Source organism: Streptomyces sp. NPDC059455, assembly GCF_042750115.1.
GTDB classification, from domain to species: Bacteria; Actinomycetota; Actinomycetes; order Streptomycetales; family Streptomycetaceae; genus Streptomyces; species Streptomyces endocoffeicus.
In genome coordinates this window covers 22,325-45,866 of the sequence record NZ_JBHYVB010000081.1, presented here as the reverse complement: position 1 = coordinate 45,866, position 23,542 = coordinate 22,325, and the positions used below count along the sequence as shown (strand labels likewise).

Here is a 23,542-nt window from a genome sequence, read left to right as displayed (position 1 = left end):
CTTCACGGGTCCGTGAAGATCCGCCGGACAGGACCCAGGGGGCTCCCGCGAGCAGACACAGAAATGGCCCGGCCTCTCAGGCAGATTTGCCGTCGATCCGGGCCATGGCATCTTCCGCGCCGTATGCCTGGAGGTATGGCAGCCAGCGCGGGTCCCTATGGCCCGTGCCGATGATCCGCCACGCGAGCCCCGACGGCGGCGCGGGTTGATGGCGCAGCCGCCAGCCGATCTCGGCGACATGGCGGTCCGCCTTGACGTGATTGCAGCGACGGCACGCGGCGACCACGTTCTCCCAGGTGTGCTGCCCGCCACGGCTGCGCGGGATGACGTGATCGACGCTGGTTGCGACGCCACCGCAGTAGGCGCATCGGCCGCCGTCGCGGGCGAACAGGGCGCGGCGGGTGAGCGGGACGGGGCCGCGAAAGGGCACCCGCACAAAGCGCTTCAGCCGGACGACGCTGGGTGCGGGGATCACGCTGGTAGCGCTGTGCATCAGGGCGCCTGAGTCCTCGAGGCTGACGGCTTTGTCATTGAGGACGAGTACGAGCGCGCGGCGGAGCGGTACGACGCCGAGGGGCTCGTACGACGCGTTGAGGACCAGGACATGCGGCACGGGGGCCTCCTTGTACGCCGGCGGCGCGTGGCTCGCGCCGGGACGATCTCCCCCAGTTTCCCCTGAACCCTGGCCGGAACGCCACTATCACCGGGTTAACGGTTGAGAGGCATTTCCGCGTACCGCACGTATACCCTCCGTACGCGGCGGCGACACCGGCCGCTTGACCACCGCCCTGTCGGCCTTCCGGCGCCCCTGCGCACGAGGTGCGCGGGGAGCGGGATACTACCGCGAAGTGGCAAGAATCACGGCCCGCTCCGGATGGTGCCGCCACACGGCCCCCGGCCGGGGCGGAAGGTGGAATTGTCGCCTCCGGACCCGCCCGAACGCGCCCCCTGACCGCGCTCGCGCGCTCTCGAACACAGGAACGGCGCGTCTCGCACCCGGCTACTGTGTGAGAGGTTGCGTGCGCGGGCGATCCGTGTGGGCATGTCGCATACGAAGGGTTTCTGCTGTGTTCTGGTCCGCTGCTCTGGCCGCTGACTCGACGCCTCGTCCCACGACTCTCGACGATGCGCAGAAGAGCGCCACGAACGCCGCGGGCTGGGTGGAGGAGAACTGGTCCACCTGGCTCGGCATCGGGCTGCGCATAGCCCTGATCCTGATCATCGCCTTCGTGCTCCGGTCCGTCGTCCGGCGGGCGATCACCAAGCTGATAGAGCGCATGAACCGCACGGCCCAGGCCGTCGACGGCACCGCGCTCGGCGGGCTGCTGGTGAATGTGGAGCGAAGGCGCCAGCGGTCAGCGGCGATCGGCTCGGTGCTGCGCTCGGTGGCCTCGTTCCTGATCATGGGCACCGCGGGGCTGATGATCCTCGCCGCGCTGGAGATCAATCTGGCGCCGCTGCTCGCCAGCGCCGGGGTCGCGGGGGTGGCGATCGGTTTCGGCGCCCGCAATCTGGTCACCGACTTCCTCTCCGGTGTCTTCATGATCCTCGAGGACCAGTACGGGGTCGGCGACACGGTCGACGCCGGGGTGGCCTCCGGCGAGGTGATCGAGGTCGGTCTGCGCGTCACCAAGCTGCGCGGGGACAACGGCGAGATCTGGTACGTCCGCAACGGCGAGGTCAAGCGGATCGGCAACCTCAGCCAGGGCTGGGCGACGGCCGCGCTCGATGTCCAGGTCCGGGCCGAGGAGGATCTGGAGCAGGTCCGGGCCGTGATCACGCAGGTCGGTGTGGACATGGCCAAGGAGGAGCCGTGGAACGAGCGGCTCTGGGAGCCGATCGAGGTCCTGGGTCTCGACGCCGTCTATCTGGACTCGATGATCGTCCGGGTGTCGGCGCGGACCATGCCCGGCAAGGCGCTCGGCGTCGAGCGGGAACTGCGCTGGCGGATCAAGAAGGCGCTGAACGAGGCGGGCATCCAGCTCGTCGGCCGGCCTCTGGACCCGGAGCTCCAGACCGACGCCATCGATCCGAGCGCCAGCACGGCGGCGCCGTCGGCGCTGGCCAACCCGGACTCGCCGCAGTCGGCGGCGGCCAGCCCGATCGCTCCCGGCGCCGGTCCGGCCGCCGCCCCCTCCGCGACGGTGCCGCCGCCCGCGACGAAGTGAGCGCGGCGGACGCGGCGCGGCGGACATGACGAGGCTCCCGCCCCGAGGAGGGACGGGAGCCTCATGCGAACCGTAAGGAGCTCGGGCCCGTGAGAGCCGTAAGGAGCTCAGCCCCGGCCGCTCAGCGGCGGTGGTGTCCGCCGAACGAGGTGAGGTAGCCGGCCGCGGGCGTGCCCACACCGGTCACGTCGTCATAGCCCACGACCGCGTGGAGCGAGCTGTCCCGGCCGAGGCTGCGCAGCGAGGTCACCAGCCCGTCGGTGTCGTCGTGGCTGTTGACGTAGTCGACCCGGACCACGCCCAGCGAGACACCGGCGCCCAGCGGGTGGTCGGTCACATCGTGGTACGAGGCGGTGCCGTACCGGTCGTACAGCGACGGGTTGGCGAAGCCGATCGGCCGGCCGCCGCGCGCCTGCTGGGCGAGCGCCTGGACACCGGCGATCACGGGCGCGGCCAGCGAGGTGCCGCCGATGCGGTACTCGCCGTACTGGAGCGATCCGTCCGGGAAGGTCTGCGTCTGGCCCACCAGGAAGCCGGTGTTGGGGTCGGCCACGGCCGCGACGTCCGGGGTCACCCGCTGCTTGGCGGTGCCGCCGTTGGCCTGGGCGAGCGCGTCCGGGACCACGCCGCGCTGGTAGAAGGGCTGGGCGACGGTCTTGCTGGTGCCGCCTCCGGCGCCGGAGGTGTACGCGCCGGGCAGCGCGTCCCAGTTGGTGCCGTCGGCCGAGAGGGTGGCCTTGGTGGTGCCCCAGCCGGTCTCCCACTGGTACTTTCCGCCCTTGCCGACGGCCAGGGAGGTGCCGCCGACCGCCGTCACCCACGCCGAGTTGGCCGGGGTGTCGACCTGCTTGGTGCCGGTGGACGCCACGTTGTCGCCGTTGTCACCGGAGGAGAAGTAGAAGCCGATGCCCTCGACCGCGCCCTGCTGGAAGATCTGGTCGTAGGCGGCGGCCACGTCCGGCGTCTCGTTGGCCTCCACATCGCCCCAGGAGTTGGAGACGATGTCGGCCAGCCGGTTGTCGACGACCTTGGCGAGCGAGTCGAGCAGATCGTCGTCGGTGCAGGAGGCTCCGCCGACGTAAGCGATGTCGGCCGCGGGCGCCACCGCGTGCACCGCCTCGACGTCGAGGGTCTCCTCGCCGTACCAGCCGCTCGCGTCGCACTCCTCGGTGTACCGGTAGTCGGCCGGCAGCACCTGCGTCAACTGGCCCTTGCGGTAGCCCGGGTCGCCGTTGCGCTTGGCGTACTGGGCGGCGTCCGCGGCGATCGTGGGCGAGGCGAAGGCGTCGGTGATGGCCACGGTGACGCCCTTACCGGTGTTGCGGCTCTTGGCGCCGTAGGCGGCGCGCAGCTGCTTGCCGGTGTACCCCTTGATCGCGTACGGCTGCTTGGCGCCGTAGGCCGAGGGCAGGCTCCGGTCGGTCCGGGAGCCGTAGTAAGAGGAGAACGGCCCGGCGTTCTTGAAGACCGGTCCGGGGGGCGGGAGGGTCTCGTCGTGCTTGGCCCGCTTGGGCGCGTTGTCCAGGCCGACGACGGTCAGCACGGCGCCGTGGAGCGAGGCGGGCACGGTGGCCGCGTTCGACGGCGCCCGGTAGACCTTGCCGTCCTTGGTGTAGTTGTGCAGCTGGGTGCCGAACGCCCTTTCGGCGGCGGAGACTTCGCCGGTGACCGACAGATAGTGCTGGTTGCCACCGGTGACTTCGAGCCCGGCGCCCTTCAACCAGGCGGTCACGGTGTCCTTCTGCTGCCGTGTCGGTCCGAAACGTGCCTCGGTCTGCCGGGCCGACAGGAACTTGGCGTAGTCCGGCGAGGAGGGGTCGGACACGGCCTTGGCGTAGTCGGCCAGCCCCTTGGCATCCCGTCCGGCCAGATAGACGCGCGCGGTGACCTTATTGCCGTCATCGGTCGCGCCGCGGTCCGAACGCGCCGTCGCCCAGGCGGGCTTGGTGCCGTTCAGGGTGTCACGGCCGTGCGGTGCGGAGTCGGCCTGGGCCGTGGGTATGCCGAGCGCCAGCGCACCGGCCACCAACGGCAGCGCCGCCGCCAACCCCAGGGCCGTGCGTTTTCTGGAACGGGCCGTGCGCTCCCGGGAAGAAATAGATCTCACCTAGCCCCCTTGCGATTCGAGTCGTCGCATGACAGTGGGGGCTGACGATCACAGGCACCCCACCGGAGGCCACTCTTACGGTGACTTGTCCATGCCAGGTACATGGATGATCCATCTCTTCGCCAAGAACCCGCCAAGGAAAGCCCGCCTTTGACCCATTGACGCCGCCCCGGTCCGCCCCCTAGCTTGCTATTCATCAATAGGAAACTTTCTTAACAGAGTGAGACGGGGGCACCACCATGGCCGCATCACCCGGCAGCAATACGCAGGGCGGCACACCCGGGACCCCCCGCGTCCTCCGCGCCATGAACGACCGCGCCGCACTGGAGCTGCTGGCCGCCCACGGACCGCTCACCCGGACCCGGCTCGGGGAGCTGACCGGGCTGTCCAAGCCCACCGCCTCCCAGCTGCTGACCCGCCTGGAGTCCGTCGGCCTGGTCCGCACCACCGGGAACGTCACCGGACGCCCGGGGCCCAACGCGCAGCTGTACGAGATCGATCCGGCCGCCGCCCATGTGGCCGCGCTCGCCGTGGACCAGGAGGGCATCACCGCCGCCGTCGCCGACATCACCGGCCAGGTGGTCGGTGAACACCGGGTGACGGCCCCGGCGAGCGACGCGAGCGTGACCAACCGGACCGGGGAGCTGGTCGCCGAGGCGGTGGACGGAGCGCTGGCCGCCGCCGGGCTCGGCCGGAGCGATCTGCACTCCACCGTGATCGGCACCCCCGGCGCGCTCGACCCGCGCACCGGGACGCTGCGCTACGCCCCGCATCTGCCCGGCTGGCAGTCCCGCACCCTGCGGGACGACCTGGCCGAGGTGCTGCACACGCCGATCGTCATCGAGAACGACGTCAACCTCGCCGCCATCGCCGAACAGCACCACGGCACCGCCCAGGACTTCGACGACTTCGCGCTGGTCTGGGCCGACGAGGGGGTCGGCGCGGCCATCGTGCTCCACGGCACCCTGCTGCGGGGTGCCACCGGCGGGGCCGGGGAGATCGGCTACATGCCGCTGCCGGGCGCCCCGCTGGCCCGGGGCGGACCGGACGCCGCCGCCCGGCCGGACGGGGGCGGGGGGTTCCAGAAGCTGGTCGGCTCGCCCGCCGTCGTGGAGCTCGCCCGCGACCACGGGATCGACGCGCCCACGGCCACCAAGGCGCTCGCCACCGCGCTGCGCACCCCCGGCCCGGGTGACGAGGTGCTGACCGAGCTGGCCCGCCGGCTGGCCACCGGGCTGGCCTCCGTCGTCGCCGTGGTCGACCCGGAGCTGGTCGTCCTTTCGGGTGAGGTCGCACAGGCCGGCGGGGACCGGCTGCGTCAGCTGGTCGAGGCCGAGATGACCGGTCTCGCGCTGCCCCGGCCGCAGCTGCGGATCAGTGAGATCGAGGGGGATCCGATTCTCATCGGCGCGCTGCGGACGGCGGTCGCCGATGCCCGCCAGACCGTTTTCGACACCGCCCGGTTCGACGCCTGAGTCACCGGGCGCCGCTCCACCGCCCCATACGTCCTCTCTTCCCCTCTGTCCGTTCTCCCCCTCTGTCCGTTCTCCCCTTTGCCCGCTATCCCCTTTGCCCCCTCTCCCCTTTGTCCGTTGTCCGGCGCCCCTCACCGCCGCTTCCCCTGCCGTCCCCCTTGTACCGCAGTAAAGGAAGTCTGCCCATGGCACGAAAACTGGCCGCTCTCGCCGCAGCACTGAGCGCCGGCGCCCTACTCCTCACGGGCTGCGCCAATCCCAGTACCGGCAGCGCCGAGGACGATCCGACCAAACCCGTCACGCTGAAGTTCTGGCACGGCTGGTCGGAGGACAGCGAGGTCAAGGCGATCGATGCCAGCATCGCCCGGTTCGAGAAACTCCACCCCAATATCAAGGTGAAGGCCACCGGGAATGTCACCGACGCCACCGTGAACCAGGCGCTGCGGGCGGGCGGTGGCGACGCCCCCGATGTCGTCTCCTCCTTCACCACCAACAATGTGGGGCAGTACTGCTCCTCCGGGATGTGGGTGGACCTCGATCCGTTCATGAAGAAGACCGGCCTGGACAAGACCAAGGTCTTCCCGAAAACGCTGCTGGACTACACGAGCTATCAGGGCGCCCAGTGCGCCCTCCCGCTGCTCGCCGACGCGTACGGCATGTACTACAACAAGGACGCCTTCGCCGAGGCGGGCATCAAGCGGCCGCCCCGCACCATGTCGGAGCTGCGGCGCGACGCCGTGAAGCTGACCAAGCGCACCAAGAGCGGCGGCTATGAGCGGGTGGGCTTCATGCCCAATTTCCGGCTCTACCAGAACAGCCCGGACCGGTTCCTCGCCCAGTGGGGCCCTAAGTACTTCGACAAGGACGGCAAGGCGCGGCTGGCGAAGGACAAGGCGGCCAAGGAGTTCTACGCCACTACCGGGGAGCTGATGCGGAGCCAGGGCGGCTATGGCCCGCTGGAGACGTTCCGTACCTCCTTCGGCGATGAGATGTCGTCCCAGAACGCCTTTCTCACCGGAAAGCTCGCGATGCACATGGACGGCGAATGGCGCGGGCTCTTCATGAAGGGCGCGAAGTTCAAATGGAGCACCGCCCCGCTGCCCGTGCCCGACGACCGGCCCGAGACCTATGGCCGGGGCTATCTCACCGGCACCGTGGTCGGCATCGCGCACAGCAGCACCCACCAGAACGCCGCGTGGGAGCTGGTGAAGTTCCTGACCGCCAACACCGATCAGGTGGTCGCCTTCGCCAACGCCATTCACAATGTGCCGTCCACCAAGGCCGCACTCACCTCCCCGAAGCTGGACTCGGATCCCACCTTCCGGGCCTTCCTCGATATCGCGCAGAACCGCTACAGCACCGCCCTGCCGCCCTCGATCAACGGTGGTCAGTACGTCACCTCGCTGCAGGACTTCTCCTACGGCGTCGAGGCGGGCAAGGCGCACGATCTGGACGCGGGGCTACGAAAACTCGATGACGAGATAGACGCCGACAATCTCCAGGCACAGAACTGACGGAGTGCGATATGGCCACCTTGACGAACGCCCCCGCCCTGCGCCGTAAAGCCCGGCGCGAGCGGCTGCGCACCCTCGGTTTTCTCTCCCCCTGGCTGGTCGGCTTCACCGTCTTCTTCGGCTATCCGCTGGTCGCCACCGTCTACTTCTCCTTCATGCACTACAACCAGATCGAGGCCCCGACCTTTGTGGGGCTGCGCAACTGGCGCTATGTGCTGGAGCAGATGCCGCTGTTCGGACCGGCGCTGTGGAACACGCTCTGGCTGGTCGTGGTCATGGTGGCGCTGCGGGTCGTCTTCGGCCTGGGAATCGGGCTGCTGGTCACCAAAGTGAAGTCCGGGGTGGGATTCTTCCGCACCGCTTTCTATCTGCCATATCTCGCCCCTCCGGTGGCGGCCACCGTCGCCTTCGTCTTCCTGCTCAATCCCGGTACCGGCCCGGTGAACGACATTCTCGGCGGCATCGGGATCCACGCGCCGAACTGGTTCAACGACCCGGCCTGGGCCAAGCCGTCCCTCGTACTGCTCTCCCTGTGGGGCATCGGGGATCTCATGGTCATCTTCATGGCGGCCCTGCTGGACGTCCCCAAGGAGCAGTACGAGGCGGCCGACCTGGACGGCGCCGGGGCGTTCCACAAGTTCCGCTATGTGACCTGGCCGTCGATCACCCCGATCGTGATGTTCGCGGTCGTGACGGGTGTCGTCCAGACCATGCAGTACTACACCCAGGCGCTGGTCGCCGGAAAGCTCGCCTCCGGGGTCAGCGTCGGGCCCGGATCGGTCATCCAGCCCGGCTACCCCGACCATTCCACGCTCACCGTGCCGCAGCTCGTCTATTCGCTCGGCTTCCAGAACTTCAACACCGGAGCCGCCTGCGTGCTCTCGCTCGTGCTGTTCGCGATCGCGATGGCCGTGACGACGCTGCTGATGCGCAAGCGTACCGGGCTGCTGTCGGCCGATGACTGAGCCGAGGACTGAGAGGACCGATTCACCATGACCGCCACCACCGCCCTCTCGGCGCCGTCCGCGCCCGCGCGCCCCGCCGCCGGACGCTCCCCCGCCCCCGCCGCCCGCCGCCGCGCCGCACTGCACTGGATCGCCGTGCACACGGTCGCCATCGCCGCCGCGCTCTTCTTCATCCTGCCCTTCGTCTTCGTCTTCCTGACCTCGGTGATGAGCGACGGCCAGGCGCTGAGCGGCGACCTGTGGCCCACCGAATGGAAATGGTCGAATTACGTCGATGTCTTCAACACCCCGGGCTTCCTGGACTGGTGGCGCAATTCGCTGATGTACGCCGGGCTCGGCACCCTCTTCACCGTCTGTTCCTCCATTCCGGTGGCCTACGCCCTGGCCAAATTCCGCTTCCGCGGCCGCCGCGCCGCCATGATCCTGGTCATCTCCACGATGATGCTGCCGCCGCAGGTGATCGTGATACCGATGTATCTGGTCTGGGCCCAGCAGCTGCATCTGTCGGGTTCGCTGTGGCCACTGATCATCCCGATGGCGTTCGGCGACGCGTACTCCATCTTCCTGCTGCGCCAGTTCCTGCTGACGATTCCCCGGGAGTACCTGGAGTCGGCGAAGGTGGACGGCAGCGGCGAATTCGGCACGCTGCTGCGCATCGTGATCCCGATGGCCAAGCCGGGGATCGCGGCCGTCGCGCTGTTCCAGTTCTTCTACTGCTGGAACGACTACTTCGGCCCGCAGATCTACGCCTCGCAGAATCCGGGCGCCTGGACGCTCAGTTACGGCCTGGAGAGCTTCAAGACCGCGCACAGCGTCAACTGGAATCTGACGATGGCCGCGACCCTGCTCGTCATGGCCCCCGTCATCATCGTCTTCTTCTTCGCTCAGAAAGCCTTCGTCGAAGGCGTCACACTGACAGGAGTCAAGGGTTGAAGCTCGCAGTCGTGGGGGGTGGGTCCACCTACACCCCCGAACTCATCGACGGATTCGCCCGGTTGCGGGACGTGCTCCCGCTGGAGGAGCTCGTCCTGGTGGACCCGGCGGCCGACCGGCTGGAGCTGGTCGGCGGGCTGGCGCGAAGGATCTTCGCCAAGCAGGGCCACCCGGGCACCATCTCCTGGACCGACGACCTGGACGCGGGCGTGGACGGCGCGGACGCGGTCCTGCTGCAGCTGCGCGTCGGCGGCCAGGCCGCGCGGAACCAGGACGAGACCTGGCCGCTGGAGTGCGGCTGTGTCGGCCAGGAGACCACCGGCGCGGGCGGGCTGGCCAAGGCGCTGCGCACGGTCCCGGTGGTGCTGGACATCGCCGAGCGGGTGCGCCGCCGCAACCCCGACGCCTGGATCGTGGACTTCACCAACCCGGTCGGGATCGTGACCCGGGCGCTGCTCACGGCCGGGCACCGGGCGGTCGGCCTGTGCAATGTGGCCATCGGCTTCCAGCGGAAGTTCGCCAAGCTGCTGGGCGTGGCCCCCGGCGAGGTGACGCTGGAGCACGTCGGCCTCAACCACCTCACCTGGGAGCGCGCGGTGCGCGTCGGCGGCACCGACGGCGAGGATGCGCTGCCCAAGCTGCTCGCGGAGCACGGCGAGGCGATCGCCGAGGACCTGCGGATGCCGCGCACGCTGGTCAGCCGGCTCGGCGTCGTCCCCTCCTACTATCTGCGCTACTACTACCAGCACGACGTGATGGTGCGGGAGCTGCGCAGCAAGCCGTCCCGGGCGGCGGAGGTCGCGGCGATCGAGCGGGAGCTGCTGGAGATGTACGGCGATCCGGCGCTGGACGAGAAGCCCGAGCTGCTCGGCAAGCGCGGCGGTGCGTTCTACTCGGAGGCGGCGGTCGATCTGACCTCGTCCCTGCTGGGCGACACCGGCGAGGTGCGGATCGTCAATACGTTCAACGAGGGCACGCTGCCCTTCCTGCCGGACGACGCGGTGATCGAGGTCCCGGCGGCCGTCAACGCGCAGGGCGCGAAGCCACTGCCCGTGCGCCCCCTCGAGCCCCTGTTCGCCGGTCTGGTCGCGAATGTCACCGCGTATGAACACCTGGCGCTGGAGGCGGCGTTGAAGGGCGGTCGGGAACGGGTCTTCCAGGCGCTGCTGTCCCACCCCCTCATCGGCCAGATCGAATACGCCGAGAAGCTGACCGACGACCTCATCGCGCACAACCGGGAGCATCTGGCGTGGGCCTGACCCAGTCCGTATCGACCCCCTCTCCTTCCCCTTCGTCTTCCTCCCCCTCGTCCGCTTCCCCGCCGGACGGGTCGGTGCTGGCGATCGACGCGGGCAACAGCAAGACGGATGTGGCACTCATCGGCCCGGACGGCTCCGTCCTCGGCGCGGCCCGCGGCGGCGGCTTCCGGCCGCCCGTCGTGGGCGCCGAGCAGGCCGTCGGCTCGCTCGCGCCGCTGGTGGAGGAGGTGGCGCGGCAGGCGGGCCGGTCCGGTCCACCGTCCGCGGGGCATGTCTCGGCCTGTCTGGCCAACGTCGATCTGCCCAGCGAGGAGGAGGAGTTGACGGGCGTCCTGGCCGAGCGCGGCTGGGGCGCCACCGTCACGGTCGCCAATGACACCTTCGCCCTGCTGCGGGCCGGGGTCGGGGACGACGGCGAGCCGACCGGCGTCTCCGTGGTCTGCGGCGCGGGCATCAACTGCGCCGGGATCGGTCACGGCGGCCGGGTGGCCCGCTTCCCCGCCATCGGCCGGATCTCCGGCGACTGGGGCGGCGGGGGCTATCTGTCGGAGGAGGCGCTGTGGTGGGCGGCGCGGGCGGAGGACGGCCGCGGCGAGCCGACCGAACTGGCCCGCGCCCTGCCCGCGCGCTTCGGCCTCACCACCATGTACGAGCTGATCGAGGCGCTGCATCTGGGCCGTCTGGAGTCGGGGCGGCGGCATGAGCTGACGCCGGTGCTCTTCGCGGTGGCCGGGGCCGGCGACGAGATCGCGCGGGCGATCGTCGACCGCCAGGCGGAGGAAGTGGTGACCATGGCGGTGGTCGCCCTCGGCCGGCTCGATCTGCTGGGCGAGGAGACCCCGGTGGTGCTGGGCGGCGGAGTGCTCGCGGCCCGCCATCCGCTGCTGGACGACCGGATCCGCGCACTGCTCGCGGAGCGCGCCCCGAAGGCCGAGCCGCGGGTGGTCACCGCACCGCCGGTGCTCGGCGCCGCGCTGCTGGGCCTGGACCGCACCGGCGCGCCGGAATCGGCGTACGCCCGGCTGCGCGCGCACTACGCCCCGGCCGATGACACCGCCCCGGCCGACGACGACGCCGCAGCTGATAACGCGGAAAGTGGAACCGAAAGTCCTTCCGAAGCGTAATGAAAAGGGGAGGGAAGATCGCGATCCGAACAAGATCCAGGCTCGACCGGTGACCTCTCCTGGCGCCGCGGTCCATACTGCTGCGACACCGACCGCGACACCATCCAGGAATCCGGGCCAAGGGGGAGGTCTTGTGTCATACCCGCCGACCACCGGCAGAGCCGCACCGCCGCCCGCGCCCGCGGCCCCGCCGCGGACCGCGTGGGCTGAGGGGCTCGACCGGGCGCGGGCGGCGGCGACGACCGAGCCCGGCCGGCTGCGCGTCATCGGGGCGGTGCTGGCCGCGCTGGTGATCGCGTTCGGCGCGGTCACGGCCTGGCAGGTCTCCGACCGGCAGACCGCGGCGGACGCCGTGGCCGAGCGCAGCCAGCCGCTGAGCGCCGACGCGGCGCAGATCTACCGCTCCCTCGCCGACGCCGACACCACGGCCACCGGAGGCTTCCTGGCGGGCGGCCAGGAGCCTCCCCAGGTCCGGCAGCGGTTCGTGCGGGACATCGACACCGCGTCCAAGCTGCTGGTGCGGGCCGCGGCCAATACGGAGGGCTCGTCCTCCGCCCGCGACGAGATACAGAAGATCAACCAGCTGCTGCCGGTCTACACGGGTCTGATCGACTCCGCGCGCGCCAACAACCGTCAGGGGCTGCCGCTGGGCGGCGCGTATCTGCGCTATGCCAACGACACCATGCGCGACAAGCTGCTGCCCGCCGCCGGCAGGCTCTACCAGGCGGAGACCGCCCGTCTCGGGGAGGACTACGAGGACGCCGAGGCATGGCCGTGGGTGGCGATCGCCACCGGCCTGGTCGCCCTGGGCGCGCTGGGCTGGGCCCAGCGCCGTGAGTTCCAGCGGACCAACCGGGTGCTCAGCCGAGGCCTGCTCACCGCCACGGCCGCCTCCACGGTGGTGATGCTGTGGCTGGTGGTCGGCCACGCGGTCGCCAGCACCCAGCTCAGCGACTCCAACGACCACGGGGCGAAGTCCCTCCAGGTGCTCAACGAGGCGCGGATCGACTCCCTGCGGGCCCGCGCCGACGAGAACCTGACCCTGGTGGCCCGCGGCGCGGTCGTCGTGGACAAGGACGGAGCCAACAAGGGCAAGGACGCCTACGAGGTCAGCTACGGCTCGCGGATGTCCACGCTCGTGGGCAAGGCGTCCGGCGACCGTCCCTCGGACGGCAGCCTGCTGGACAAGGCGCGCGCCCTCGCGGACGACGACGAGGGCCGCGAGCCGGTGGAGAAGGCCGGCGACCGGGTCCACGAGTGGCAGGTGCGGCACAAGGCCGCCCGCGCCGCCGACGACGGGGGCGACTACAAGACGGCGCTGACGAAGGTCATCGGCGCCGAGGACAGCACGGGCGAGTCCTTCGACGCGGTGGACAGCCAGCTGGCCAAGGCCCTCGACCACGAGCAGCGGGAGTTCCAGCAGGCCGCCGACGACGGACGCGGCGCGTTCACCGCCATGGCGCTGGGCGCCGGGGTGCTGGCCGTGCTGGGAGCCGCGGGAGCGGTGCTGGGCATAGGCCGCAGACTGTCGGAGTACCGATGAGGACGATGGGGGGCGGAAGCATGCGATCGCTGCGATCGGCCGCCGCGGTGACGGTATGCGCCCTGGGCGTGGCCACGGCCATCGCGGTCCCGGCGATGATGGACGACGGCGGGGACGGCGAAGCCAAGGGCGGCGCGCGGCAGCCGCATACGGTGCGGACCGGCGCCGAGGCCGCGGCGGCGGACAGCTGCCGCGATCCCGAGGCGAGCCTGCGCCCGTCCAGCGCGAGCGGCCCGGCCATCAAGCGGATCAAGAACCGTGAGGTCAACGGGCACAAGCTCAACAAGCTGATCGCCGGCGTCGACCAGAACAGCTACCGCTGGGGATACCGCGATCCGGCCACCGGCGACCTCACCGGCTTCGACATCGACCTGGTGCGCGCCATCGCCGACGACATCTTCGGCGATCCGGACGCGGTCATCTTCCGCACCATACCCACCAGTCAGCGGATCAAGGCCCTGCAGCAGGGCAAGGTCGACGTCGTGGTGCGCACCATGACCATCAACTGCGACCGGATCAAGGACGTGGCGTTCTCCACCGCGTACTTCCAGGCCGGGCAGCAGGTGCTGGTCCCCGACGACTCGTCCATCACCGGCTACAACAAGACCCTGCGCGGCAAGAAGGTGTGCACCGCGCAGGGTTCCACCGCCGAGGCCGAGCTGGACAAGCCCGACACCGGGGCCGAGCATCTGGGCGCGATCAAGGTGAAGCCCGTCCCCAACCAGCTGGACTGCCTGGTCAGACTGCAGCTCGGCCAGGTGGACGCGGTGATCACCGACAACGCGCTGGCGGCCGGCCAGGCGGCCCAGGACCCCTCCGTCAAGCTGGTCGGCTCGCGATTCACCGATGAGTTCTACGGCGTGGCGATGAACAAGGACGACGACGACCTGGTACGCCGGGTCAACAAGGTTCTGGAGAACTACCGCCAGGGCGGGGCGGGCAGCCCCTGGATGCAGGCCTACCAGAAGTGGCTCGCCAAGGACTTCAGCACGGCGCAGGAGAACCCGACGCCGCCCGCCCCCGAATACAAGGACTAGCGCGGACAAGGACCAGAGCGGACAAGGACTTGCGCGGACGAGGACCCGCGCGCCCGAGCACGACGGACCCGGACACATCGGGTGAGAGCAAGGATCACGGAACGGCAAGGATTAGCACCCGCCTCACACGCGTAGGGATGACGCAGCAGACGGATCACATAACGGTTACGGACATGGAGAGGTGATCGATGGGGGTCCCGGGACCCTTCCCCAGTTTCGCGGGGGCACCCGACGGCCCGGTCATGGGCCGGGAGGAGGTGGACCGCGCACTGGCGAAGCTCGCCGCCGAACACGAGGCGATCGAGTCCTCGCTGCTCGCCCTCCAGGACCACGCGGGCAGAAGGCTTCTCGAGGGCGCCGAGCTCACGGGCGTCACCAAGGACCGCTGGTCCACCACCGAGCAGGCCATCTCTCTCCTGTGGAGCTACTTCGACGCGTACACCGAGGCCCTCACCCGGGCCCGTGAGGTGCGCTCCCGTCACCGCTGGCCGACGCAGGACGAGCTGGCCGAGCTCACCGAGCTGCTGTGCGGCACGGCGATCACCCTGCCCAGCAGTGCCACCCTCGGCGGTTCGCCGCTGCTCAGCGAGGAGTTGGGGCTGGACCGGCTGGTCGACCGGATGAACCGCTGGTACGCGGAGGCCATCGACGTCATCGTCAGCGCCGACGCCATATGGTCCGCGCTGCCCGCCCGGATCGACATGCTCTCCGCCGAGCTGCACCGCACCCGTTCGCTCGCCCACTCCGTGGGGGTCCGGCCCGGTGAGCACCCCTCGGGGGACGATCTGGAGCAGATCACCGCCGAGCTGACCGCGCTGCGCGCCGAAGTGGTCTCCGATCCGCTGGCCTTCTGGAAACCGGCCAGCGGCAGCTCCGCGCCCGGCGGCGGCAGCCCCGACACCGAGCGCTATGACCGCGCCGCCCGCGCCCTGGAGGATGTGCGCCGGGAGATCGAGGCGGTCCTGGATGTGCGGCAGGACGCCGAGCGGCGGCTGATGCGGCTGCGGGATGTGCTGTCCCGCGCCGATCGCACCCTGGCGGAGGCGCGCCAGGCGCGCGGTGAGGTGCTCGCGAAGATCGCGGCATCGGAGGTTCCGGCCGTCAGCGGCCCGCCGACCGTGCTGCACGAGCAGCTGGTCGCCGCCGCCGACTATCGCAGGCGCTCGCAGTGGCACCGGCTGTCGCCGCTGCTGGAGAGCCTGGAGCAGCGCGCCGACGACGAGCTGCTGCGGGCCCGCGAGTCGTTGACCGCGGTCACCGCGCCGCTCGCGGTCCGCGCCGAGCTGCGCGGCCGGCTCGACGCGTACAAGGCGAAGGTCGCCCGCCATGGCATGGCGGAGGATCCGTTCCTGGTGGAGCGGTATGACGTGGCCCGCCGGATGCTGTGGAGCGCCCCGTGCGATCTGCGGGCGGCCGAGCAGGCCGTGCTGCGCTACCAGCAGGCGGCGGCCGAGGCCCTGGTGCCACGCCAGACGGGCCCGGCCGGGCAAGGCATCGAGGGAGGCACGGAATGAATGCGGCGGTCGTCGCCTGCCAGCGGCGTGACTGCGGCGGGTCCTACGAGGACGTGGGCGGAGGCGAGCTGTACTGCGATGTCTGCGGTATGGCCCCGGTCGTCTCACCGCAGGGGATGGTGGCCTCACCGCCCACCGGGATCACCGGCCAGGCCGGGCCGGGGGGAAGTTCCTCGTCCCGGAGCGAGGGCTCGTCGGCGCGGAGCGGACGTTCCTCGGCACGGAGCGGGGATGCCTCGGCACGGAGCGCGGGTTCCTCGGCACGAAGCGCGGGTTCCTCGGCGACCGGCTGGGACTCCTCGTCCGGCGCCTCGGGCCGGTCGCGTTCGGCACGCTCCTCCCCGTCCCGGCGCTCGGTGTCCGGGCGGCTGTCCCGCTCCATGTCCGGGCGGACCTCGTCCCGTTCGGTCTCGGTGCGCAGCTCCCGCTCCGCCACCTCGGCCTCCTCGGGGCGGAACGCCCTGGGCGCCGGTCTGGTCAGCGTCCCCGATGTGCCGCGCCCCGATCCGCGGACGGCGGTGCTGGCGGACCCCGAGGTCCCCGAGCGCAAGCGGTTCTGCAGCCGTGGGGACTGCGGTGCCCCGGTGGGCCGCGCCCGCGGCGAACGGCCGGGCCGTACGGAGGGGTTCTGCACCAAGTGCGGCCATCCGTACTCGTTCGTACCGAAGTTGAACTCCGGTGACATCGTCCACGGCCAGTACGAGGTCGCGGGCTGTCTGGCGCACGGCGGGCTCGGCTGGATCTATCTGGCCATCGACCGCGCGGTGTCGGACCGCTGGGTGGTCCTCAAGGGCCTGCTGGACACGGGTGACGAGGAGGCGCTGGCGGCCGCCGTCTCCGAGCGCCGCTTCCTCGCCGAGATCGAGCACTCCAACATCGTCCGGATCTACAACTTCGTCGAGCACCTCGACCAGCGCACCGGCAGCCTCGACGGCTACATCGTCATGGAGTACGTGGGCGGCAAGTCCCTGAAGGACATCGCCAACGCCCGCCGCACCACGGAGGGCCGCCGCGATCCGCTGCCGGTGGAGCAGGCGTGCGCCTACGGCATCGAGGCACTGGAGGCGCTCGGCCATCTGCACAGCCGCAATCTGCTCTACTGCGACTTCAAGGTCGACAACGCCATTCAGCAGCAGGACCAGCTCAAGCTGATCGACATGGGCGCGGTCCGGCGGATGGACGACCACGACAGCCCCATCTACGGCACGGTCGGCTATCAGGCCCCCGAGATCTCCGAGTCCGGCCCGTCGGTCTCCTCCGACCTCTACACGGTGGCGCGCACCCTGGCCGTGCTCACCTTCGACTTCCAGGGCTATACGAACGTCTACGTGGACAGCCTGCCGGACCCCGAGCACATCGAGGTCTTCCGGCGCTATGAGTCCTTCTACCGGCTGCTGGTGCGGGCCACCGACCCCGACCCGGGGCGCCGCTTCGCCTCCGCGCGGGAGATGGCCGACCAGCTGACCGGGGTGCTGCGGGAGGTCGTGGCGCTGCAGACCGGGCGGCCGAGGCCGGCCCTGTCCACGCTCTTCGGGCCGGAACCACGCGTCGTGGACACCGAGTTGTTCGCCGACGACGGAAAGGATCCGTCCCTGCTGGGCGCCCGGTCCGTCGGCGGCGGCAGCACCGCGCCCCTCATCCCCGCACAGCGCCCACCGGGCCCGCTCGCCCTGCCGCTGCCCGCCATCACCACACTGGACGGACGGGCCACCGCGCTGGCGCTCCCGGTGCCGCTGGTGGACTCCGACGACCCCAACGCCGGGTTCCTGGCCGGTCTGCTGGCCGCCGACCCCGCCGAGGTGAGCGCCGCGCTGCGGACCGCGCCCGTGGACTCGATCGAGCTGCGGCTGCGCCGGGTGCGCGCCCAGCTGGAGCTGGCCGAGGAGCATGACGCGGGCGTCGCGCTCACCGGTCTGGAGGCCGCGTACAGCGACGACTGGCGGATCGTCTGGTACCGGGGGCTGCACGCGTTGGCCACCGGTGACCGCGAGACGGCCGCGCTCTCCTTCGACGCCGTCTACGACGCGTTCCCCGGCGAGCCCGCGCCGAAGCTGGCGCTCGGCGTCTGCGCCGAGGTGCTGGGCCAGTTGGACAACGCGGCGGAGTACTACCGGCTGGTCTGGGCCACCGACCCGAGCTTTGTGAGCGCCGCCTTCGGCCTCGCCCGGGTCCTGCTGTGCGCCGGGGACCGCCCGGGCGCGGTGCGGGCCCTTGAGTCGGTGCCGGAGTCCTCGATCCACTACACGGCGGCGCGGGTCGCCGCCGTACGGGCCCGGCTGCGCCAGCGCGCCCCGTACGACGCCCTGCTGAGCGATCTGACGGCCTCGGCCGTCCAGGTCGAGCGGCTGGGCGAGTTCGGTCTGGACGCGGTGCGGCGCGAGCGGCTGCGTACGGAGGTCCTGGGCAGCGCCCTGGATTGGGTACTGTCCGGCAGCAGCGGAGCGCCCCCGGGACACAACAGACCGCCTCTGCTCGGCAGCAACCTGGACGAGCGCGGGCTGCGCTTCGGATTGGAGCGCTCGTACCGTGTACTCGCCAGACTCGCCCAGCGAGGCGAGGAGAGGATCGAACTGGTGGAGCGGGCCAACCGTTTCCGCCCCAGGACGTGGGTGTGATCGATGTCGCAGATGCCGCAGCCGCCGCAGCTGTCAGCCTGCCCGACCTGTGATGAGCCGCCGCAGGCGGGGGACAGATACTGCGATCAGTGCGGTGCCGATCTGACGGTGGCGGCCGCCCTGGCAGCGGAGGCCGCACTGTCGGCGGAGGCGATCGCCGACCGGTCGCAGGCGCACGGCGACCGGTCGGAAGCGCACGGCGACCTGCCGGTGCCGCCGCGGGTGAACGGGGCGGCGCGGTCCACCCACCCGGAGCCGGAGCCGGACGACTACGAGCTGGCCGCCCCGACCTCCGGCGGGTACGGCCAGGTGGCCGACCCGCGGGCCGCGGCAACGCTCGGCGCGCCCGAGGCACCCGGCGAGTCCGGCATCCACCCGGAGACCAACGCGAGTACGCACACCAGCGCGGCGAGCAGCACGGGCAGCGGGACCGGCACCGGGGCGGACCCCCGGCTGCCCGGCGACGAGCACCGCCCCCGGTGCGCCGCGTGCCAGGAGGGCACCATCGACCAGGACGGATACTGCGAGCGCTGCGGACACGCCCAGGCACGGACACGCGACCATATGGAGAGCGAGTTGGAGGGAGTCGCGGCGGCCAGCGACCGGGGGCTGCGCCACCACCGCAACGAGGACGCGTTCTCGGTGTCCACCTCCGCGCTGCCCGACGGCTCACCGGTCACGGTCGCCGTGGTGTGCGACGGGGTCTCCTCGGCCACCCGCCCCGACGAAGCATCGGCCGCCGCGGCCCATGCCGCGAGTCAGGCCCTGCGGGCCTCGCTGCCCCGCGGCGCCCACCCCCAGCAGGCCATGAACGAGGCGATCATCGCCGCCGCCGACGCGGTCAACTCCCTGGCCCTGGACACCGGTGCGGCCGCCCCCCACCACGAGGGGCAGCGCCATCAGAACGCACCGGCGTGCACCATCGTCAGCGCCGTCGTCACCAGCGACATCCTCACCATCGGCTGGGTCGGGGACAGCCGCGCCTACTGGGTCCCCGACGACCGTACGACCCCGCCCGCGCGGCTCACCGAGGACGACTCCTGGGCGGCCCAGATGGTGGCCGCGGGGCTGATGTCGGAGGCGGAGGCGTACGCGGACGAGCGCGCCCACGCCATCACCGGCTGGCTCGGGGCGGACGCCTATGAGCTGGAGCCCCACACCGCCTCGTACAAGCCGGACCGGCCGGGCGTCGTGGTGGTGTGCACCGACGGGCTGTGGAACTACGCCGAATCGGCGGAGCAGATGGCCCACGCGGTGCCGCCGGACGCCCGCGCCCGGCCGCTGAACAGCGCGCAGTTCCTGGTCGGGTACGCCCTGGACGGCGGGGGCCACGACAACGTAACAGTGGCGGTCGTGCCGTTCCCCGCCGTCCCGGGCCGGGCAGGATCCGCCTGACGGTCGCCAAGGAGCGGATGACATGGCCCACTTCTCCACACCCGATGCGCCGCGGTTCTCGGTCGAGGTCTACCAGAACGAGTACCTCCCCGAGGGAGGTCGCGAGGTGAACGCGATCATCACCGTCACCTCGGCCGGCGGCGGGGCCACGGCAGTGCCGCCGATACCCGTCCCCGCCCACGGTGGGTACGAGGACGCTCCCGGCGCGTACGACAGCGCGTCCGGCCCCGGCGGCGGCTCGCCCCGCGCGGCCGTGGTGATCATGGTGGACTGCTCCGGCTCCATGGACTATCCGCCGACGAAGATGCGCCACGCACGGGACGCGACCGCCGCCGCGATCGACACGGTGCGCGACGGTGTGGCCTTCTCCGTGGTGGCGGGCACCCACAAGGCGGTCGAGGTCTTCCCCGGCAACGGGCAGTTGGCCATCGCCGATCCGCTCACCCGCGCCCAGGCCAAGGAGGCGCTGCGGAGCCTGAGTCCGGGCGGCGGCACCGCGATCGGCACCTGGCTGCTCCAGGCCGACCTGCTGCTCGGCTCCGCCGATGCCGCGATACGGCACGGCATTCTGCTCACCGACGGGCGGAACGAGCACGAGGAGCCGCAGCGGCTGAGGACCGTGCTCGACGCCTGCGCGGGCCGCTTCACCTGCGACGCCCGCGGGGTGGGCACGGACTGGGAGGTCGAGGAGGTCACCGGGATCGCCGCCGCCCTACTCGGAACGGCGGACATCGTGGCCGACCCCGCCGGGCTCGAAGCGGACTTCACGCGGATGATGGAGACGGCGATGGGCAAGGAGGTCGCCGACGTCAGCCTCCGGCTGTGGACCCCCAAGGGCGCCGAGGTCGCGTATGTGAAACAGGTCGCACCGACAGTCGAGGATCTGACCGCCCGGCGCACCGAGGCCGGTCCGCGCGCGGGCGACTACCCCACCGGGTCCTGGGGCGATGAGTCCCGCGACTACCACCTCTGTGTGCGGGTTCCGGCGGCGGAGGTCGGCCAGGAGATGCTCGCGGCCAGGATTTCCCTGGTCCAGCCGGTGCCCGACGGGGTCGGCAGCCCGCCAAGACCTCTGGCGCAGGGGCTGGTGCGCGCGGTGTGGACCGATGATCTGGTCGTTTCCACCGCGATGAATCCGCAGGTGGCGCACTATACGGGCCAGGCCGAACTGGCACAGGCCATTAAACAGGGCATGAATGCCCGCAAGTCCGGCGATGCCGAACAAGCGACCGCGAAGTTGGGGCGTGCCGTGCAACTGGCGGCCGCATCGGGGAACGAAGACACGGCGAAACTGCTTGCGAAGGTGGTGGACGTGCTCGATGTGGCGGCAGGTACTGTGCGACTGAAGGCGAAGGTCGCGGAGGCGGACGAGATGACACTCGAAACGCGCTCCACCAAGACAGTTCGCGTCAAGAAGTAGCACATAACCAGCACTCACGTAGCTCTTCTCGGCAGAAACGCCAAGAACGCCACAGAGGGGGATCCGACATGCCGACCTGTCCCAACGGCCACCAATCGGCGGCCGACGACTGGTGCGAGGTGTGTGGGCACCGGATGTCGGGGACACCCATGCCCTCCGGCGCCGTCCCGCCACCTCCGCCCATGCCGAACGGCCCCGGTGTTCCCGTGCCACCGGGTGGCTACGGGAGTCCAGGGCCGGGCGGCCCACCGCCGCCCGGCGGCGCGGGCGGCTACGGCTATCCGGCACAGCAGCAGGAGCTGTGCCCGCAGTGCCGTACGCCACGTGAGGCGCAGGCCCCGTTCTGTGAGGAGTGCCGCTTCAACTTCCAGACGCACACCCCGTCTCCGTACGGCCCGCCGCAGGGCGGTTACGCGCCGCCGCAGCAGCCGGGGCCGCCACAGCCCGGCCCCGGAGGACCGCAGGGCCCGCACCCGACACAGGGCGGCGGTCAGCCCTCCGGCTTCGGCGGCGACAGCGACTGGACGCTTCCGCCGCCGCAGGGGGGCGCACCGCACCAGGGCACGCCCCCGCACGGCGCCCCGCAGCAGGGCGCCCCGGGCCACGGCGCGCCCCAGGCCCCGCAGTACGGCTATGGCTACCCCCAGGCCCCGGCCCCGCCGGCCCAGCCGTACGGGAACGAGGCGCCCCCGGCCCAGCCGTACGGGAACGAGGGGTACGCCCCGCCGCCCCAGCAGCAGATGCCGGGGCACCAGCCGCCCCAGCAGCAACACCCGGGTGCTCCGCAGCAGCACCCCGGCGCTCCGCAGCAGCAGCACCCCGGCGGCGCCCAGTTCGGCCAGGGCGGGGCCCCGGTGCAGGCGCCCGGGAACTGGATAGCCGTCGTCGCCCCGGACCGTGAGTACTTCATGGCGATGATGAACCGCAGCGGCCCGGAGGCCGCCGGGCTGAACCTCCCGGCCTACTCCCCCGAGCAGCAGCTGCCGCTCAACGGCCAGCAGATCACCATCGGCCGGCGCCGCCACAGCACCGGTGAGGCTCCCGACATCGACCTCGGGCGGCCGCCCGAGGACCCGGGCGTCTCGCACCAGCACGCGCTCCTCGTCCAGCAGCCCGACGGCGTCTGGGCGGTCGTCGACCAGGACTCGACGAACGGCACGACGGTCAACGGCGGCGACGAGCCGATTCAGCCGTTCGTACCGGTCCCGCTCCGGGACGGCGACCGCGTCCACGTCGGCGCCTGGACGACGATCACGGTGCGCCGGGGCTGAGACCCCGGAAGGGCTCAAGTCGGCCGGGAGGGCCCAGCGGCCAGCCGTAGGCGCCCTCCGGGTCGTCCAGCCAGGCCCATTGGCGCTCGCCCCGCACCGTCACCCCGTAACGCTCCCGCCCCGGCCTGCCCTCGTGCTCCCACAGCGCGAGGGCTTCGACCGGCTCCATATGGCCCGCGGCCACGTTCAGCAGGAAGCGGAAGGAGTCGTCCAGCAGCGGCCGGGACGGCAGCCCGTGGGTGGGCACCCGAGGCGGCGGACCGCTGCCGCGCAGCGGGACGAAGTACGCGGGGATGGCCAGGAAGTGCCCCTCGGCATGGCGGGCGTCGGCGACCCTCAGGGCGATCAGCCCGGTCGCGAGCGGCGTCAGGATCAGCGCGTCCGGCCGGCACTGGCCGAGCCATGCGGACGGGATGGACGCCACGGCGCAGGTGGCGATGATCCGGTCGTAGGGAGCGTGCAGCGGACAGCCGCGCGCCCCGTCCCCGGTGACGACCGCGGGGCGGAATCCGGCCGCGGCCAGATGGTTACGGGCCGCCTCGCTGATCTCCGGGTCGAGATCGAGGGTGGTGACGCGGGAGTCGCCGAGCCGATGGGCCAGCAGCGCGGCGTTGTAGCCGGTGCCCGCGCCGATCTCCAGCACCCGGTCCCCGTCCCGCACCTGGAGCGCCTGGAGCATCCGCGCCATCAGCGACGGCTGGCTGCTTGAGGTGATCAGTTCACCGTCGCGCACCCGCGTGGCGAGCGGGGCGTCCGCGTAGGCGCCGGCCAGCCAGCGGGCCCGGCGCAGCGGATGGGGGTCGTCGCGCCACAGCCGGGCGTAGCCGACCGTCCCGTGCGCCGCGCCCACCTCTCCCGTTCCTGCCGCCCCCGCTGTCTTGGAGCCCGGCGGTACGGCCGCCGCGGCCGCGTCCCCCGCCTCGTAGTAGTAGGGCACGAAGAGATGGCGCGGCACCTCCTCGAAGGCCGCCCGCCAGGCGGGGTCGGTGAGTCCGCCACCCGCCACGATCTGCCGGACCAGCCCGGCCCGCAGCGCCGCGGCCTCCTCGGCGCACCCATCGGCCTCCCGGCCCGCAGGCTTCCGCCGCGCCACACGCTCCGCGGCGTCCGGCGCACTGCGTGTGCTCCCGCCCGTGCTGCCCATGACTCCACTCTCCTGCGCCCGGCCCCCGGCCGCGACCCACGCCCCCTTTTCCAGACGG

The 23,542-nt window shown here is 71.4% G+C and carries 17 protein-coding genes; 14 read left to right on the top strand and 3 right to left on the bottom strand.

All coding sequences use genetic code 11. The annotated features are described in order from the left end of the window. Positions 1 to 76: 76 nt before the first annotated feature. Positions 77 to 613, bottom strand: a complete 537-nt coding sequence (locus ACFXB5_RS26695) for an HNH endonuclease (RefSeq protein WP_201849492.1) — start codon at positions 611 to 613, stop codon at positions 77 to 79. A 454-nt stretch (positions 614 to 1,067) separates the two neighbouring features. Here ACFXB5_RS26695 and ACFXB5_RS26690 point away from each other — a divergent pair, with 454 nt between their 5' ends. Beyond that, a complete protein-coding gene (locus ACFXB5_RS26690) occupies positions 1,068 to 2,168 on the top strand; it encodes a mechanosensitive ion channel family protein (RefSeq protein ID WP_385212194.1) in 1,101 nt (366 codons plus the stop codon). A gap of 121 nt (positions 2,169 to 2,289) precedes the next feature. Here ACFXB5_RS26690 and ACFXB5_RS26685 read toward each other — a convergent pair whose 3' ends face one another. Beyond that, complete coding sequence (locus ACFXB5_RS26685) at positions 2,290 to 4,275, bottom strand: protease pro-enzyme activation domain-containing protein (RefSeq protein ID WP_385212192.1); 1,986 nt, start codon at positions 4,273 to 4,275, stop codon at positions 2,290 to 2,292. A gap of 239 nt (positions 4,276 to 4,514) precedes the next feature. Here ACFXB5_RS26685 and ACFXB5_RS26680 point away from each other — a divergent pair, with 239 nt between their 5' ends. The 13 genes from ACFXB5_RS26680 to ACFXB5_RS26620 all read left to right on the top strand — a co-directional run bounded on the left by ACFXB5_RS26680 (position 4,515) and on the right by ACFXB5_RS26620 (position 22,340). Continuing rightward, on the top strand, positions 4,515 to 5,750 hold the full coding sequence (locus ACFXB5_RS26680) for an ROK family protein (RefSeq protein WP_385212190.1): 1,236 nt from the start codon (positions 4,515 to 4,517) through the stop codon (positions 5,748 to 5,750). Between the two features lie 185 nt (positions 5,751 to 5,935). After that, positions 5,936 to 7,264, top strand: coding sequence for an ABC transporter substrate-binding protein (locus ACFXB5_RS26675; RefSeq protein ID WP_385212188.1), 1,329 nt, complete (start codon positions 5,936 to 5,938; stop codon positions 7,262 to 7,264). An 11-nt stretch (positions 7,265 to 7,275) separates the two neighbouring features. Further along, positions 7,276 to 8,229 carry a carbohydrate ABC transporter permease gene (locus ACFXB5_RS26670; RefSeq protein ID WP_385212186.1) on the top strand — a complete coding sequence of 318 codons (954 nt, stop codon included), beginning with the start codon at positions 7,276 to 7,278 and terminating at the stop codon, positions 8,227 to 8,229. A 27-nt stretch (positions 8,230 to 8,256) separates the two neighbouring features. Further along, positions 8,257 to 9,162, top strand: coding sequence for a carbohydrate ABC transporter permease (locus tag ACFXB5_RS26665; protein ID WP_385212184.1), 906 nt, complete (start codon positions 8,257 to 8,259; stop codon positions 9,160 to 9,162). Continuing rightward, positions 9,159 to 10,421 (top strand): 6-phospho-beta-glucosidase, encoded by a 1,263-nt coding sequence (locus ACFXB5_RS26660; protein WP_385212182.1) that lies wholly within the window; start codon positions 9,159 to 9,161, stop codon positions 10,419 to 10,421. The genes ACFXB5_RS26665 and ACFXB5_RS26660 overlap by 4 nt, the downstream gene beginning before the upstream one ends. 74 nt (positions 10,422 to 10,495) lie before the next feature. Continuing rightward, positions 10,496 to 11,545: an N-acetylglucosamine kinase gene (locus tag ACFXB5_RS26655; protein WP_385212180.1), complete on the top strand. Its 1,050-nt coding sequence runs from the start codon at positions 10,496 to 10,498 to the stop codon at positions 11,543 to 11,545. A gap of 133 nt (positions 11,546 to 11,678) precedes the next feature. Next, entirely contained in the window at positions 11,679 to 13,088 is a 1,410-nt protein-coding gene (locus ACFXB5_RS26650; protein WP_385212178.1) for a hypothetical protein, read from the top strand. A 20-nt stretch (positions 13,089 to 13,108) separates the two neighbouring features. After that, entirely contained in the window at positions 13,109 to 14,125 is a 1,017-nt protein-coding gene (locus ACFXB5_RS26645; RefSeq protein WP_385212176.1) for a glutamate ABC transporter substrate-binding protein, read from the top strand. A 188-nt stretch (positions 14,126 to 14,313) separates the two neighbouring features. Then, complete coding sequence (locus ACFXB5_RS26640) at positions 14,314 to 15,639, top strand: hypothetical protein (RefSeq protein WP_385212174.1); 1,326 nt, start codon at positions 14,314 to 14,316, stop codon at positions 15,637 to 15,639. After that, on the top strand, positions 15,636 to 18,254 hold the full coding sequence (locus ACFXB5_RS26635) for a tetratricopeptide repeat protein (protein ID WP_385212172.1): 2,619 nt from the start codon (positions 15,636 to 15,638) through the stop codon (positions 18,252 to 18,254). Before ACFXB5_RS26640 ends, ACFXB5_RS26635 begins: the two co-directional genes overlap by 4 nt. Positions 18,255 to 18,257: 3 nt before the next feature. Then, entirely contained in the window at positions 18,258 to 19,649 is a 1,392-nt protein-coding gene (locus tag ACFXB5_RS26630; protein ID WP_385212170.1) for a protein phosphatase 2C domain-containing protein, read from the top strand. 22 nt (positions 19,650 to 19,671) lie between these two features. Next, complete coding sequence (locus ACFXB5_RS26625; RefSeq protein WP_385212168.1) at positions 19,672 to 21,069, top strand: VWA domain-containing protein; 1,398 nt, start codon at positions 19,672 to 19,674, stop codon at positions 21,067 to 21,069. Between the two features lie 68 nt (positions 21,070 to 21,137). After that, positions 21,138 to 22,340 (top strand): FHA domain-containing protein, encoded by a 1,203-nt coding sequence (locus ACFXB5_RS26620; protein WP_385212167.1) that lies wholly within the window; start codon positions 21,138 to 21,140, stop codon positions 22,338 to 22,340. Here the strand turns inward: ACFXB5_RS26620 and ACFXB5_RS26615 are convergent. Then, a complete protein-coding gene (locus ACFXB5_RS26615; RefSeq protein ID WP_385212166.1) occupies positions 22,321 to 23,484 on the bottom strand; it encodes a methyltransferase domain-containing protein in 1,164 nt (387 codons plus the stop codon). The two genes, ACFXB5_RS26620 and ACFXB5_RS26615, sit on opposite strands and share 20 nt — an antisense overlap. Positions 23,485 to 23,542 lie beyond the last annotated feature (58 nt).

Bases quoted from the DNA above. Each gene is read 5' to 3' on its own strand.
- ACFXB5_RS26680 (WP_385212190.1), top strand. From the start codon at position 4,515: ATGGCCGCATCACCCGGCAGCAATACGCAGGGCGGCACACCCGGGACC.
- ACFXB5_RS26675 (WP_385212188.1), top strand. From the start codon at position 5,936: ATGGCACGAAAACTGGCCGCTCTCGCCGCAGCACTGAGCGCCGGCGCC.
- ACFXB5_RS26670 (WP_385212186.1), top strand. From the start codon at position 7,276: ATGGCCACCTTGACGAACGCCCCCGCCCTGCGCCGTAAAGCCCGGCGC.
- ACFXB5_RS26665 (WP_385212184.1), top strand. From the start codon at position 8,257: ATGACCGCCACCACCGCCCTCTCGGCGCCGTCCGCGCCCGCGCGCCCC.
- ACFXB5_RS26645 (WP_385212176.1), top strand. From the start codon at position 13,109: ATGCGATCGCTGCGATCGGCCGCCGCGGTGACGGTATGCGCCCTGGGC.
- ACFXB5_RS26640 (WP_385212174.1), top strand. From the start codon at position 14,314: ATGGGGGTCCCGGGACCCTTCCCCAGTTTCGCGGGGGCACCCGACGGC.
- ACFXB5_RS26635 (WP_385212172.1), top strand. From the start codon at position 15,636: ATGAATGCGGCGGTCGTCGCCTGCCAGCGGCGTGACTGCGGCGGGTCC.
- ACFXB5_RS26630 (WP_385212170.1), top strand. From the start codon at position 18,258: ATGTCGCAGATGCCGCAGCCGCCGCAGCTGTCAGCCTGCCCGACCTGT.
- ACFXB5_RS26625 (WP_385212168.1), top strand. From the start codon at position 19,672: ATGGCCCACTTCTCCACACCCGATGCGCCGCGGTTCTCGGTCGAGGTC.
- ACFXB5_RS26620 (WP_385212167.1), top strand. From the start codon at position 21,138: ATGCCGACCTGTCCCAACGGCCACCAATCGGCGGCCGACGACTGGTGC.
- ACFXB5_RS26615 (WP_385212166.1), bottom strand. From the start codon at position 23,484: ATGGGCAGCACGGGCGGGAGCACACGCAGTGCGCCGGACGCCGCGGAG.